The sequence below is a fragment of the Flavobacterium sp. AJR genome (assembly GCF_002156885.1).
GTDB lineage: Bacteria > Bacteroidota > Bacteroidia > Flavobacteriales > Flavobacteriaceae > Flavobacterium.
In genome coordinates this window covers 1-15344 of sequence record NZ_NCWQ01000055.1, presented here as the reverse complement: position 1 = coordinate 15344, position 15344 = coordinate 1, and the positions used below count along the sequence as shown (strand labels likewise).

Here is a 15344-nt window from a genome sequence, read left to right as displayed (position 1 = left end):
AAGTTTAAAGTTTTAAAACTGCTTTAAACTTCGAATATAACTTTAAACAAAATATAAATGGCAACAATAACAAGATTTGAAGATTTAGACATTTGGCAAGAAGCTCGGAGATTAGCCAAAGAAATTCAGATTATTGCTACTGAAACCGAATTGAAAAATGATTTTAGATTTAGAGATCAAATAAAAGCATCATCAGGTTCAATAATGGATAACATTGCTGAAGGATTTGAAAGAAACGGTAATTTAGAATTTAGACAATTTTTATCGATTGCAAAAGGTTCTGCCGGAGAAACGAGATCTCAATTATACCGAGCTTTTGATTATAATTATATTAACGTAGATAAATTTGAAATCCTGAAAAAAGATTTTGAAAATCTAAGTGGAAGAATAAACAATTTTATATCATATTTAAACAAGAAAGATTTTAAAGGAACAAAGTTTCAGTAAACACGGGAACTTTAAACTTTAAACCTTAAACAAAGAAAACATGTTATCAATAAAAAACCTTCACGCCTCAATTGGCGATAAAGAAATTCTTAAAGGAATAAACATAGAAGTTAAAGCTGGCGAAGTACATGCCATCATGGGACCAAACGGTTCTGGAAAAAGTACACTTTCGGCAGTAATTGCCGGAAACGAAAACTACGAAGTAACACAAGGTGAGGTTTTTCTTGACGGAGAAGATTTAGCCGATTTAGCACCAGAAGAAAGAGCACACAAAGGTGTTTTCCTTTCTTTTCAATATCCTGTAGAAATCCCAGGAGTTAGTGTAACTAACTTTATGAGAACTGCAATCAATGAAACTCGCAAAGCAAACGGACAAGAGGAAATGCCAGCTAACGAAATGTTGAAAGTAATTCGCGAGAAATCTGAATTATTAGAAATTGACCGTAAGTTTTTATCACGTTCTCTTAACGAAGGTTTTTCTGGTGGAGAGAAAAAACGTAATGAAATTTTTCAAATGGCAATGTTGGAGCCAAAACTAGCAATCCTTGACGAAACAGATTCAGGTTTAGATATCGATGCGTTAAGAATCGTTGCTAATGGTGTTAACAAACTAAAAAGCGACAAAAACGCAATTATTGTTATCACACACTACCAACGTCTACTAGACTATATCGTTCCTGATTTCGTTCACGTACTTTACAACGGAAAAATTGTAAAATCTGGAGGAAAAGAATTGGCTTATGAGCTTGAAGAAAAAGGATACGACTGGATTAAAGCAGAAAATTAAAAGTTGTTTAAAGCTTAAAGTTTAAAGTTCCTACAACAACTTTAAACTTTTAAACCTTAAACTTTAAACAAAAAGAAAAAATGGATTTAAAAGAAAAATTAGTATCGTCTTTTATGGCTTTTGAAGAAAGTGTTGATGTCAATTCAGATCTTCACGAAATCAGAACACAAGCGATAAAAAACTTCGAAAATAAAGGTTTCCCAACTAAAAAAGAAGAAGCTTGGAAATATACATCGTTAAATGCCATCCTAAAAAATGACTTTACAGTATTTCCGAAACAAGAAAATGCAATCGAATTTAATCATGTAAAGAAATACTTCTTACATGAAATAGACACTTATAAAGTAGTTTTTATTGATGGTGTTTTTAGCTCGCATTTATCTTCTACCACACATGATGGAATTGATGTTTGTTTGATGTCTTCGGCATTGACAAAACCTAAATATAAAATGGTTATTGATAAGTACTTTAATCAAATCGCTAATAAAGAAGACAGTTTAACTTCTTTAAACACAGCATTTGCAATTGAAGGAGCTTATATCAATATCCCTAAAAAGAAAGTAGCTGCTAAACCTATCGAGATTATGTATTTCTCAACAGGGAATGAAGCTGCACTTATGGTTCAGCCAAGAAACTTGGTAATCGTGGGAGAAAATTCCCATGTACAGATCATCGAACGCCACCAAAGTTTAAATGAGAATCCTGTTTTAACCAATGCTGTTACAGAGATTTTTACTGAAAAACGTGCCATTATTGATTATTACAAGATTCAAAATGATAATAGCGAAGCCAATTTGATTGACAATACTTATGTTTCACAACAACAAGAAAGTCACGCATCGGTTCACACATTTTCTTTTGGCGGAAACTTAACCCGAAACAATCTGAATTTCTATCACTTTGGAGAAAGGTTAACAAGTACGTTAAACGGAATAACAATTATTGGCGAGAAACAACACGTCGATCATTATACTTTAGTAAAACACTCTACTCCAAATTGCGAAAGTTTCCAGGATTACAAAGGAATCTTTACAGACCGTTCAATAGGTGTTTTCAACGGAAAAGTATTGGTTGAAAAAGAAGCGCAAAAAACAAATGCATTTCAAAAAAGCAACAATATTTTATTGAGCGATAAAGCAACTATAAATGCAAAACCTCAATTAGAAATTTTTGCTGATGATGTAAAATGTTCTCATGGTTGTACAGTTGGACAATTAGACGAAACAGCAATGTTCTACATGCAATCTCGTGGAATTCCTCAAAAAGAAGCCAAAGCATTGTTAATGTATGCATTCTCTAATGCCGTTATCGAAAGCATCAAAATACCAGAATTAAAAAAACGAATCACTACGATTATAGCTAGCAAACTAGGTGTGAAAATGGGGTTTGATTTATAGAGGATTTTAACCGCAAAACTTTAAAGTTTTAAACGCAAAGTTCACAAAGGTTTACGCAAAGGGCGCTAAGTTTAGTAATTAAACTCTGCGCCCTTTGTGATTTCTTTTACTTTGCGAACTTTGCGGTTAATTTTTTATTTAATGGCAGAAACTACCTCCTTCAAAAATACATTAAAATCAAATTCGAGATCATCTGTCAAGCCCATTCTTACTATTACTAAATCCAAAGATGGAATAATAAATACTTTCTGACCTTGAAAACCGCTACAGTAAAACATATCTCGTGGTGCATCTTTATACTTTCCACCGGCATTTAACCAAAATTGAGCCCCGTAATCACCATTTGATGTATTGGTAGGTGTAGATACATATTTCACCCAACTTTCGTCAAGAATTTGCTCTCCATTCCAGTTTCCTTTATGCAAATATAACAAACCTAATTTCGACCAATCTCTTGTTGTAGCCCAAGCATATGACGAACCTACATAATTCCCAACCATATCCGTTTCGATAACTGCAGAGTTCATTCCGATTTTATCTATTAAAGCCGAATACCAAAAATCCAGATATTCCTGATGTGTCTTAAATTGTTTTCTCAAAATAGCCGATAGCAAATTGCTAGTTCCCGAAGAATAATTCCAGTGTGTATTAGGCTTAAACAAAGCTGGTTTTTCTAACTGTACTTTTGCCATATCTTCAGATTCAAAAAGCATAATAGTAGCATCACAAATTGTATTGTAATTCTCAACCCATTCTAAGCCCGAGTTCATATGAAGCAAATCGTTGGTTGTAATAACTTTACGCCCATCATTTTGCCATTCGGCTATGGGAGCTGGTTTATAAATATCAAACTTTTTTTGCTTTTGCAGAACTCCAAACATAGTTCCAGTAATACTTTTAGTCATAGACCAACCAAGTAATTTACTGTTTTTAGTAAAACCTGACTCGTATTTTTCAGTAATCAATTTATCTTTATACAAAACCAAAACTGATCGTGTTCTTTTCGTTTTTCCTCCTGAAATATCAAAAGCGTTTGCAACAGCTTTATTTAATTTTGCATAATCTATATTAGAAAACAAGGTATCTTTCGGTTCATTATTCCCATAAGGGAATGGTAAATTATTCACCAACTTCGTTCTTTTAGGAACTTCATATGGTTTAGATACATCAAAATTATCATTAATTAATGTAGCGCCGATGCCTTCACGGTAAATTGCTTTACGTTCTTTTAATCCGTAAACATTTGATGTAGCAAATTTCCCTTCTTCATTAATTTTACTTGTAGCCAAGTCGAGTAAAGGAATATCATTATCTCCTTTTTCTATAGATTCCAGCGAACGATTATCGATAAAATGACATGATGCAATACTTTTTGAAGTAAAGCCAGAAATCAAATCGAGTTTGGGATAAGTAGTAAATCTGAAATAAATAACAATGATAACCAGAAGAAGAACAAGTAGTTTTAAGATTTTTTTCATAATTGTACAGGTTAATTTACACTGCAATATAATTATAATTTCTTCACAAATTAACTTTGAATCCATTCAAAATCAAATACAAACCTCTAAAAAATATCAAATTAGCAAGACAACATTGTATTTAATGTGATTATCTAAAACCAGAAAAGGAAATTTAGCAATTGCTACTTAAAACAATTTTGTTTTAGTACTTTTGTATGTAGAATTTTTCTAAATAAGATATGCTAGATATTCATAAAATAAGAGCTGAGTTTCCGATACTTTCACAAAAAGTAAACGAGAAACCTTTGGTATACTTTGATAACGGAGCAACATCACAAAAACCACAAGTTGTGATTGATGCAATTTCAAAATATTACCAAGAAATTAATGCAAACATACACCGTGGAGTACACACTTTGAGCCAGTTAGCAACCGATGCTTACGAAATTTCAAGAGTAAAAATCCAACATCATATTAATGCCAAACTTTTGCACGAAGTACTATTTACTTCGGGAACAACTCACGGAATTAATTTAGTCGCAAATGGTTTTGCTTCTATATTAAAACCTGGAGATGAAGTACTGGTTTCGGCGTTAGAGCATCACAGTAATATTGTGCCTTGGCAAATGTTGTGTGAGAAAACTGGTGCTATTCTTAAAGTGATTCCGATGACTCAGTCTGGAGAACTTGACATCACTGCATACGAATCTTTATTATCGGATAAGACTAAGATTGTAACTGTAAATCATATTTCGAATGCATTGGGAACAATCAATCCGATAAAACATATGATTGAGAAAGCCCATGCAGTTGGCGCAGCAGTTCTAATAGATGGTGCACAAGCCGTTCCACATTTAAAACCTGATGTTCAGGATTTAGATTGTGACTTTTATGCTTTTTCAGGACATAAAATGTGTGGACCAACAGGAACTGGAATTTTATATGGTAAAGAAAGTTGGCTAAATAAATTACCTCCTTATCAAGGTGGTGGTGAAATGATTAAAGAAGTTACTTTCGAAAAAACTACTTATGCTGATCTTCCTCATAAATTTGAAGCCGGAACGCCAAATATTGCTGGCGGAATTGTTTTAGGAACTGCGGTAGATTACATGAATAGCGTAGGTTTTGAGAATATTCAACAACAAGAAAATGAATTATTAGCTCATGCTACAAAACAATTACTTGAAATTGAAGGTTTAAGAATTTATGGTACTGGTAAAGAAAAAGCTTCGGTTATCTCATTTAATATCGACGGAATTCACCCATATGATATTGGTTCGATAATTGATAAATTAGGAATTGCAGTACGAACAGGACATCACTGTACTCAACCGATTATGAATTACTTTGAAATTCCGGGAACTGTTAGAGCATCTTTCTCTTTTTATAATACAAAAGAAGAAATTGATTTAATGGTCGAAGCAGTGAAAAAAGCTAAAACAATGCTATCTTAACAACACGACATATGAAAATACTATCTTTTTTACTTCTGACAATTTTTATAGGAAACAGCTGTACTAGCCAAAAGAATACGGATATGAGTACAACACAGATAGAATATTCGGCTATGTCGCGAGGTTATTATCTGAAGGTTGTGGTAAAAGACCAAATGGTTACTATCACAAAAAGCAGAGGTGAAGAATCTGCTACCAACAAAATCAATGGAATGCAATGGGCGAAAATTACTTCTGAATTTAAAAAAATAAATTTAGAGGCAATTCCAAATTTAAAAGCACCTACCGAAAAACGTTTTCATGATGGAGCTGCCATTGCAAATTTAAAAATAACACAAAACGGAAAGACCTATGAAACTAAAGGATTTGACGATGGTTTTCCGCCAACAGAAATAGAAAAATTAGTAACTTTATTAGTTGCTTTTACGCAAGAATAACATGACAATAAAAGAAATACAAGACGAAATAGTCGACGAGTTCTCCATGTTCGACGATTGGATGCAACGTTATGAATACATTATCGAACTAGGCAAAAATCTTCCGTTAATAAAAGAAGAATATAAAACAGATGAAAATCTAATTAAAGGCTGCCAATCGAAAGTTTGGTTACAAGGCGAACAGAATGATGATAAAATTGTTTTTACTGCTGATAGTGATGCTATTTTAACCAAAGGAATCATTGCAATCTTAATTAGAGCTTTCTCAAATCAGAAAGCAGAAGATATCTTAAAAGCAGATGTTGATTTTATTGATGCAATTGGACTAAAAGAGCATTTATCTGCAACACGTGCAAACGGTTTAGTTTCGATGATTAAAAATATCAAAATGTACGCTTTGGCATTCGACTCAAAAAACAAAAATTAAATTAATAAAACATAATGTTTTTGATTTGAACCATTAAGAAATTAAGTTTCATTAAGAAATAAACTTAATCATCTTACTATAAAATAACTAAAACATCAAAACATTAAATTTCATAAAGAAGCAAAACTTAATTTTCTTAATATCTTAATGGTGAGAAAAAATAAGCTTGCTGTTTAAAATGAACTTACATCACTTATACGGTGAAAAAACAAATACAAAAAAATGGAACACGAAATAGACACTAACGAATTAGGAGAATCAATCGTAAAAATCTTAAAAACAATATACGATCCTGAAATTCCTGTAGATATATATGAGTTAGGATTAATTTATGATGTAATGGTAAATACTGATTACGAAGTAAAAATCTTAATGACACTTACATCTCCAAACTGCCCAGTAGCCGAAAGTTTACCAAGAGAAGTTGAAGAGAAAGTAAAATCTATCGACAATGTAAAAGATGCTGAAGTAGAGATTACTTTTGATCCGCCTTGGAGCAAAGAGTTAATGAGCGAAGAAGCTAAATTAGAATTAGGAATGCTTTAAAAAGTAAACGGTTTTCAGTCTCAGTTTACAGTATTTAACTGTGACTGAGGACTGAAACTGAAAACTAAAAGAAATGGAAGAAATAATCAATAAAGTTGCCAATAGTGCTTTGGAAGTTTTTGACCTAGAGGATTATTATCCAAAAGGATTACGTGCGCAAATTGATATTTCGCAATGGCTTCTGGAAGGTTTTCTATTAAAAGAAAAAGACTTTCGCGAACACCTTAAAAACCACAATTGGTCACAATACCAAGATGCTTATGTAGCAATTAATTGCAGCACAGATGCGATAGTTCCCGCTTGGGCTTCAATTTTGGTTGCTGTGCAATTAGCTCCATTTGCTAAAAAAATTGTTGATGGCACATTAGAAGATCTAGATGCTAGTTTGTATGAAGAAATCTTGCGCGAGCTGGATTATACTACATATAAAAGCAAACCTGTTATTATAAAAGGATGTTCTAAAAAACCTGTCCCTACACGTGCTTACATCTTGGCGGCACACTATTTACAACCTTTTGCCAGAAGTATCATGTATGGCGAAGCGTGCTCTGCCGTGCCTTTATATAAAGAAAATAAGAAATAAATTACAAATAAAATTGAGTAAGTTTTAACAACTTCAAGGTTTTTAGTATATTTGTTTAAATCAACTTTTAAACAGGATCATATGAAAAATCTTCTTCAACTCCTTTTTATCTTCCTAACAAGCTTAACGTTTGTTGAGGCACAGAACACTGAAAAAGAATTAGTAAAAAACACAGAAAAAGCAGTAAAATTCATATCCGATACAACAGGAAATGGATGGAAAAGCACAGGGAATATCTCATTCCTTTTTAACCAATCTAATTTTAATAACTGGATTGCTGGTGGTGAAAATAATGTATCAGGAAACTTAGGACTTAATTACAACATCAACTACAAGAAAGATGACATCAGTTGGGACAATAAAATCCTGGCTTCTTATGGTATCTTGCAAACAGAGAATTCTGATTTTGAGAAAAAAACAGATGACCGTTTAGAGATTAATTCTATTTACGGAAAAAGGGCATTCGGAAATTGGTATTACTCCTTTTTTGGTAATTTCAGAACTCAGTTTACCAAAGGATATGTTTACGGACAAGATGCAAATGGTGCTGAAATAAGAACTGAGAACACGAATTTCATGTCTCCGGGTTATCTTACTTTTGGTCCAGGTATTTTCTGGAAGAAAGATGACAATCTAAAACTAAACTTCGCACCAGTAACCTCAAAAATGACCTTTGTAGACAAGTTATACACTTCTGAAGTTGGATATGTAGATGAATCTTATTTTGGCGTTAAAGCGAACAAAACGATGCGTTACGAGTTAGGTTTCTATGCTTCGGCGTATTATAAACTTAATATTATGACAAATGTTTCTGCCGAAAACATCTTAAACTTATATTCTAATTACTTAGAGGATCCTCAGAATGTAGACATCGATTATTCATTAAACATTGTAATGAAAATTAATAAATTCTTGTCGACCAATTTATCTTTTCAAGCGATTTATGACGACAATGCTTTTCAAGGATTTCAAACCAGAGAAGTATTTGGTTTAGGAATCAACTACTTATTTTAAAACATAAAAAAAAGCGCTTACAAATTGTAAGCGCTTTTTTTTAATCTTCGTCTTCTTCTTTCTCGATTGCATCCTTATAATCTGGATACAAAAACTTATTGTATGGGAATCGGGTAATATGAATTTGTCTAACAGCTTCATAAACTCGCTCTCTAAACTCTTCGAAGTTTTCTTTATTGGTAGCCGAAATAAACAAAGCATTTTGCTCTCCTAAACGGTGCATCCAAGTAGTCTTCCACTCTTCAAGCGTATAATGTCTTGGTGTTTTTTCGGTAATTAAATCATCTTCATCGATTGTTAAATGTTTGTAAGCATCTATCTTATTAAAAACCATAATAACTGGCTTGTCATTAGCCTTAATATCTAACAAGGTTTGATTTACCGATTCGATATGATCTTCAAAATCAGCATGAGAAATATCTACAATATGCAATAACAAATCGGCTTCGCGAACCTCATCTAGTGTACTCTTAAAAGAATCTACTAATTGAGTTGGTAATTTACGAATAAACCCTACCGTATCCGAAAGTAAAAAAGGTAAGTTTTTGATAACTACCTTACGAACTGTTGTGTCCAAAGTAGCAAACAATTTGTTTTCTACAAAAACATCACTTTTACCAACTGCGTTCATCAATGTCGATTTTCCAACATTGGTATATCCTACCAAAGCCACACGAACCATTGCACCGCGATTACTACGTTGCACACCCATTTGCTTATCGATAGTTTTTATTTTCTCTTTCAATAATGCAATTCGGTCACGAACGATACGTCTGTCTGTCTCGATTTCCGTTTCTCCAGGTCCACGCATTCCGATACCACCTTTTTGGCGTTCCAAGTGTGTCCACATACCCGAAAGTCTAGGCAATAAATACTGGCATTGTGCAAGTTCTACTTGTGTTCTCGCATAAGATGTTTCGGCTCTTTGAGCAAAAATATCCAGGATAAGATGCGTTCTATCAAGGATTTTACAATCTATAATTTTGGATATATTCTTTTGTTGCGATGGTGATAATTCATCATCAAATACTAGAGTCGAAATACCATGTTCTTTTACAAAAAGATTGATTTCGTCTATTTTACCTGTTCCAACAAAAGTTTTAGGATTTGGACGTTCCATTTTTTGCGTAAAGCGTTTTATAACTTCTCCGCCTGCAGTAAAAGTCAAAAACTCTAACTCGTCCAGATATTCATTTAACTTTTCTTCACTTTGATTTTGAGTTACAATCCCAACAATGGCTGTTTTTTCAAAATTTAGTACTTCTTTTTCTAACATAACTTTAAATAAGCTACAAATTTAGTGATTTGCAAGGTACTAAAGCCAATTGAAGTCTTTTTTTATAATACAAAACCAAAGACTTCAATTGCTATTCAGTAATTATTCTTACTCGTAAATGTAAGTTTTATCAATTTTAACAATACCATTTTGCTCTAAAAATGAAGATGATATTGGATAATTCGAAGCATTATACTTATATTTTCCGGTAACTCCAGTGTAATTTGTAGATGATGGAATAAATGCTAATTCATTATTATATGAGATAGACTCAAAGTCAAACTCTTCTTCATGAAAAGAGATTAATGGTACAATTACTTTATAGTTTGGTCCAAATAAATTCTGCACGATTAATAAATCAACCGATTTTTTGTCATCGAAAGTAAAATTATTAAACATTTTTTCTCCAAGTACTCCTTTGTGTCTTATAACATTATCATTAGAATACACATATTCGATCTTATTAAAAATTTGTTGATTTCTATCTCTGGAAGAACGTCTGATGATAAGTCCATTTTCAACCACATATTCAATATCCTCAATTACAGTATGAATATTGCTTTTTTTGGTAATAGCTTTTATTCTGGCACCTTCGTAAGTCATCGTTACTGTCTTGGTTACCGTCTCACCGTTTTCATCATATTTTTTTAAGAATTTGGTGATTCTGTCTTCTTTGTCATAACTATAATTTACAACCTCTTTCCAGTTGCTACCTATTCTTTCTTTTACAGTCATGTCTAGCAATCCTTTTGGATTATAAAAAAAACTTTGCACAACATCGGATGTTTTAATTGACAAAAGTTTACCATCCTTAAACAGAACCGTTTTGTTTTCAATTTCACCACTTTTTAAATCGCGGTAATTAGTCTTTACGACATTAATTTGTTTTAACTTAACTTGATTTTCTTGATCTTGACTGTGGATCAAACATGGAAAAGCCATCATAAAAATGGCAATGAAGTAGTTTTTCATCATGGTATTTATATCGATTTGGGATGACCAAAATACAAAAATCATCGAAAAAATACTGTTTTTACTTCTAAAAAACTAAGTGATATAACAAATCCTTAAAACAAGTTTTTATTTATCAATTGAATACCAGCGATTTATATTATTTTACAAATAGTACTCAAAATATAAATCCTTACTTATCTCCTACAATTACAACATCGTCTACCATAAAAGCTCCGTTAAGTGTTTTGTCTTTACCTGACCCAATATATTTAAATGCAATATGAATATTTCCTGAATAAGCAGATAAATCTATTCCTCCTGAACTTATAAACTGTCGCGTAGGAGTTGATAACGAGGCAACTTTTGCAGTTAATTTTATCCATTTAGCCTTAGCGATATTCGAACCATCAAAATTAGTTGACACGTAAACTTCTAAAGCATTCAACGGAGAATCCACTTTTAAATCATGTTGTGCACTTCTAAAAGACAGTACCGCGTTTTTATAATCTGTTGTGTTGATTTTAGGAGAAACCAACCAAGCAACGTTTTCGGCTGCTGTTGTACTTGTCGTATTGAACTCGGCGTAACCATTACCTGCGTAAACAATACTTTTCCATAATTTGGTTGCTTTTTCAACAATATTACTCCAACCCGGCAGACTAAAATTCACATTATGCTTGACTGATTGAAAATCTTCTGAGAAAAACGGAATAGTTCTCTTCCCCTCCATTACTACATCTTTTTCTGAACGTACCATTATTTGATAATCTGTACCATATTTTGTCAATATTCCTCGAACTGTTCCACTTCCTTTTGGCACTAAACTGGTTGCGAAATCGGCATAACTACTAGTTCTAAAAATAACTTGATTACCCGCTTTATCGCGCAAATTCCAGTTGGTAGCACCTCCTACATTATTTGCTTCTTCAAAATAATGGCGACCTAATGCTGCATCGGCAAATTGAACATCAGATAATTGCACTAATGTATTTATGTTATTATCATTTAATAATTCAGCCATCGAAAGTGAACGAACTAACTTGCTTTCATCAATTACAGCGCAAGAAGTATTCAATACATTTTTATACTCATTTTGCGCAATTCTTCCAACTGTTGCTTCTCCATAGGCATTAACATACAAACTCCCAATTCGCATTCCGCCATAATTAACATCGGTAAATTGGTTTTTTAATTTTATGAATACCTTACTCCCTATTCTATAATCGATATAGGAGTTTGTCGCGTCAAACCCTATACTATATCCTTGTGCAACGCCATTTGTAGGTATGGTTTGAAAAGATATTGTTTTAAAAAAATTACCCGATTCATCACTAGAAACGACATATCCCTCTATAATATCATCATATAGATATTTAGCCGCAACAGGATTGGCAGCATTATAAACATCAGACACTGTCTTGTTTACTTTTAAATTAGGCTGGTTACAAGTAAGCTCTGGAATTGCCGTTTCTTCTCCTGCACAACCAAAAAAAGTAAGCATCACAATTACTAAAAAAACCGAAGAGTTATATTTATTCTTCATATTAAATACGTTTATATATTTATAAATTAATTGCCAGGTTTCCGAAATAGGTTCTTCCGTATCCATAAAAATACTTTGGCGCAAATGATGGGGTTCCGCTCGAAGCTTGCTGATCTAATCGACGGAAATTTGCATTCCTTGCTTGTTCAAAACCACCCGTTTTATAGATCGTATTCAGCACATTATTTACACTTGCAAAAAGAGAAATATTCTTTCTGCGAATACGCCATGATTTTCCTCCTGTGATATTTAATAATGAAATCGGATTAAACTTTTCTTGCTTCAATAATACCCTGGTTCTTTCTGCTGAGGCTTCAGGAAAAGGAAAACCACTCTTAGGGTTAATATAAAACTGCGCTGTTCTGGAAATTGGAGATACGTCTATATAAGAATTTGTGAGGTAATTTATATTGGTACCAAGCCACCAATATCTAGGATTACGATATTCTATCCCAAATGAATAGGCTTGTTGTGGCATTCCTGGTTGTTTATAATTTTTTAGTGCCGCAGTTCCGAAATTATAAACAGGATTACTATTTTTTAAAGATGCCTGAGCATCATTTGTAATTGTTACATTCGGGTTACTATCATACGTATATTGCCCGTATGCTGCAGACAAAGTGGTTTTAAAAGTAGGTAGGATTTGATATTCAAAACTTAACTCAGCTCCAATATTCTTTTTGTTTAAATGTGTTAATGTCTGGCTTACAAATGCATTTGTATTATCATATCCAGCACCATCATCAAAAATTCCTTCGGCATAGAAAAAGGAAGTTTGCGTTGCATTCTTTATCAAACTATAATATCCCGTAAATCTGGTTTTTAGTTTAGGCGAATGATATATGTAGTTTCCTTCAAGACTACTAATGTTCATACTTTCTATTCCGTCGACTATACCATTATTAAGTCGAGCGTTGGGAAATGTATTTCTTATTGTAGGCGCTTTGGTTAAATGCGCTCCATTAAAAAACAACCATTGTTTTCCTGACATTTTATATGTTAATCCTCCCTTAAAAGCAAAATTCTCAAAATTCACTTTCTCACTTTTGCCAAAAGAATTTGTAGCATAGATTCCGTTTTGATATAAACCATCTCTTTGATAAGTAGCACTTGAGAAGGCCTGAGCAAGATAAAAATCGACTTTGCGATAAGAGAATTTAAACTGCGTAAAAACGTCAACTGTATTTGCCAGATAATTATAGTTATATCCATACGTATCTCCTACTCCTACTTGACGATTTGGATGCTGCAAATCCGATTGCGATTGATCACCTTTATAAAACAAATCAATATCTACAAAATACGATCCTCCCAATAAATCCGTGAGAAACTGATAATTATGTGATTTTAAATTTCTAAAAGCAATTCCGCCATTAAAAATTATATTCTCCGTTAATTGAGAGTTTATAGTAGAGTTAAAAGATATTGTTTTATCATCAGTTCTGTCTTCATACAAAACGTAATGACTCTGAGCGGGTACATAACCATTTACGATTCCTTTTGAGTCGGTTGTAATAGTTCGATTTGATCGATATAATTCATCCCAATTTATTTGAGGATTTGTTAAGAAATGAGTTCTGTTTATCTCTGCATTTTCATAATCGGGAGTAAAATCGCCTGGGTATTCTCCTTGGTCTTTTGCATAAAGCGAACTATAATAACTTGGTAACTTACGATAATAGGTAGGATCTGGACTATCGGCATTTTGATAATCGATATTACTATTGCTGATTTTCCCGAACTGATATGTTATACTGGAATTTAAAGTTGTTTTATCATCTATCTTAAAAAAATGATTCAGCATTAAAACGGGTTCTTCAACTGTTTTTAGTCGTGCATTTCTTTTCTTACCATCTTGCCAACCCCAATACGAATTATATTGTTCGTTGGTAAGTTGTGTTACTTCGTTTGTATTTGGTGAATTTTTCCCTCTTGAATTTGGTGTATAAAATCCTGTGAAATTGAGCGAATGACTATCACTTAATTTCTTTTCGATGCTCATAAAGAAAGAATCGGCATCGTAATTTGTTCCTTCAAAATAACCTTCGTTTGCCCAGCGTTTCCCTGCTGAAACTACAAAAGCCCATCCAGAAGGCATTAATCCTGTAGCGTAAGTTGCCATTGCTCGCAAACTATAATTGGTATTACTACCCGAAAATGTAATTCGGGAAGTTGGTCGGTATATCGAAGCTCGGGTATTAATTTGTTGCGTGCCTAAAATTCCTCCAAATGTATAATCTGATGTTGCCGTCCCAACAGAAAACTCTTGATTTCTGGTAGCATCATTCAACCCTCCCCAATTTCCCCATTGTGGTCTGCCATCATACATTTTGTTCATTTCGACACCATTAATCGTCATCTTAGCATGCTCACTATCTAAGCCTCGCATCCTAAAACGTGCTTGTCCCCAATTAAAAGCCGATGCCTGTAAGAATGCATCACGTGATGATTGCAAAAGTCCCGAAGTATTCTCGGATGTACTATTATCATCTGTCAAATCACTCTCGGATAAAGAAATCAGAATAGCTTGTGAACCAATTTGATTGTCTTCTTCTAAAATCAAAACTCCTAAATCTGTCATTTGTCCAGAAACGACCTTTACAGGAAAAAGCAAATCTTTGTATCCTTGACTGTGCAGTAATAACAATTGATCTCCTTCGGATAATAAAACTAATTTAAATGTACCATCACTATCTGTTAATTGCATGGTTGAAGAATTTTGAATACTAACCACAACATATTGCAACGGCTTCTGTGTTCTGGAATCGATAATTTTTCCTAAAAAACCGGTTTCGCTTTGCGCGAAAGAAATCGCTACTTGAGAGATAAATAAGAATACCGCCATCCAACTTTTCATAAACATTTTATTTTTAAGATTTTAAAATATATTATCGAAAAATGGCGTTGAAGAAAGAATTTCCGAAAGCACTACAACTCAAAAGAATGAACTTTCAAGTTATAGAGCAATCAAGAAAAAAATCTATTTTTGGAATAGTGCTTTAATAAAAACATGTGGTAT

General features: G+C 33.0%; 14 protein-coding genes. 9 read left to right on the top strand and 5 right to left on the bottom strand.

What is annotated here, in order from left to right:
• The first annotated feature begins 57 nt into the window (after positions 1-57).
• The 3 genes from B8T70_RS14770 to sufD all read left to right on the top strand — a co-directional run bounded on the left by B8T70_RS14770 (position 58) and on the right by sufD (position 2631).
• Positions 58-447 carry a four helix bundle protein gene (locus B8T70_RS14770; RefSeq protein ID WP_086895333.1) on the top strand — a complete coding sequence of 130 codons (390 nt, stop codon included), beginning with the start codon at positions 58-60 and terminating at the stop codon, positions 445-447.
• Positions 448-487: 40 nt separating this feature from the next.
• Positions 488-1234 carry a Fe-S cluster assembly ATPase SufC gene (sufC, locus tag B8T70_RS14765; RefSeq protein ID WP_035618340.1) on the top strand — a complete coding sequence of 249 codons (747 nt, stop codon included), beginning with the start codon at positions 488-490 and terminating at the stop codon, positions 1232-1234.
• An 80-nt stretch (positions 1235-1314) separates the two neighbouring features.
• Positions 1315-2631 carry a Fe-S cluster assembly protein SufD gene (gene sufD / locus B8T70_RS14760; protein ID WP_039113603.1) on the top strand — a complete coding sequence of 439 codons (1317 nt, stop codon included), beginning with the start codon at positions 1315-1317 and terminating at the stop codon, positions 2629-2631.
• 134 nt (positions 2632-2765) lie between these two features.
• Here the strand turns inward: sufD and B8T70_RS14755 are convergent, their stop codons facing one another.
• On the bottom strand, positions 2766-4109 hold the full coding sequence (locus B8T70_RS14755) for a serine hydrolase (RefSeq protein WP_086895371.1): 1344 nt from the start codon (positions 4107-4109) through the stop codon (positions 2766-2768).
• Between the two features lie 221 nt (positions 4110-4330).
• Here B8T70_RS14755 and B8T70_RS14750 point away from each other — a divergent pair, with 221 nt between their 5' ends.
• The 6 genes from B8T70_RS14750 (at position 4331) to B8T70_RS14725 (ending at position 8552) form a co-directional block, all read left to right on the top strand.
• On the top strand, positions 4331-5545 hold the full coding sequence (locus tag B8T70_RS14750) for an aminotransferase class V-fold PLP-dependent enzyme (protein ID WP_086895332.1): 1215 nt from the start codon (positions 4331-4333) through the stop codon (positions 5543-5545).
• 83 nt (positions 5546-5628) lie between these two features.
• Positions 5629-5982, top strand: coding sequence for a hypothetical protein (locus B8T70_RS14745; protein ID WP_242667489.1), 354 nt, complete (start codon positions 5629-5631; stop codon positions 5980-5982).
• Position 5983: 1 nt separating this feature from the next.
• A complete protein-coding gene (locus B8T70_RS14740) occupies positions 5984-6409 on the top strand; it encodes a SufE family protein (protein WP_039113598.1) in 426 nt (141 codons plus the stop codon).
• 222 nt (positions 6410-6631) lie between these two features.
• The gene (locus tag B8T70_RS14735) at positions 6632-6955 is read left to right on the top strand and encodes an SUF system Fe-S cluster assembly protein (RefSeq protein ID WP_039113842.1); all 324 of its coding nucleotides are present in this window, start codon (positions 6632-6634) and stop codon (positions 6953-6955) included.
• A 73-nt stretch (positions 6956-7028) separates the two neighbouring features.
• Positions 7029-7538, top strand: coding sequence for a DUF2480 family protein (locus B8T70_RS14730; protein ID WP_086895331.1), 510 nt, complete (start codon positions 7029-7031; stop codon positions 7536-7538).
• 81 nt (positions 7539-7619) lie between these two features.
• Positions 7620-8552 (top strand): DUF3078 domain-containing protein, encoded by a 933-nt coding sequence (locus tag B8T70_RS14725; protein ID WP_039113594.1) that lies wholly within the window; start codon positions 7620-7622, stop codon positions 8550-8552.
• A 40-nt stretch (positions 8553-8592) separates the two neighbouring features.
• On the opposite strand, the gene hflX is transcribed toward B8T70_RS14725, so the two are convergent.
• The 4 genes from hflX to B8T70_RS14705 form a co-directional block, all read right to left on the bottom strand.
• A complete protein-coding gene (hflX, locus tag B8T70_RS14720; RefSeq protein ID WP_039113593.1) occupies positions 8593-9828 on the bottom strand; it encodes a GTPase HflX in 1236 nt (411 codons plus the stop codon).
• Positions 9829-9936: 108 nt separating this feature from the next.
• Positions 9937-10845, bottom strand: coding sequence for a hypothetical protein (locus tag B8T70_RS14715; RefSeq protein WP_242667488.1), 909 nt, complete (start codon positions 10843-10845; stop codon positions 9937-9939).
• Between the two features lie 127 nt (positions 10846-10972).
• On the bottom strand, positions 10973-12325 hold the full coding sequence (locus B8T70_RS14710; RefSeq protein ID WP_086895370.1) for a DUF5689 domain-containing protein: 1353 nt from the start codon (positions 12323-12325) through the stop codon (positions 10973-10975).
• Positions 12326-12344: 19 nt separating this feature from the next.
• On the bottom strand, positions 12345-15182 hold the full coding sequence (locus B8T70_RS14705; protein ID WP_086895329.1) for a carboxypeptidase-like regulatory domain-containing protein: 2838 nt from the start codon (positions 15180-15182) through the stop codon (positions 12345-12347).
• Positions 15183-15344 lie beyond the last annotated feature (162 nt).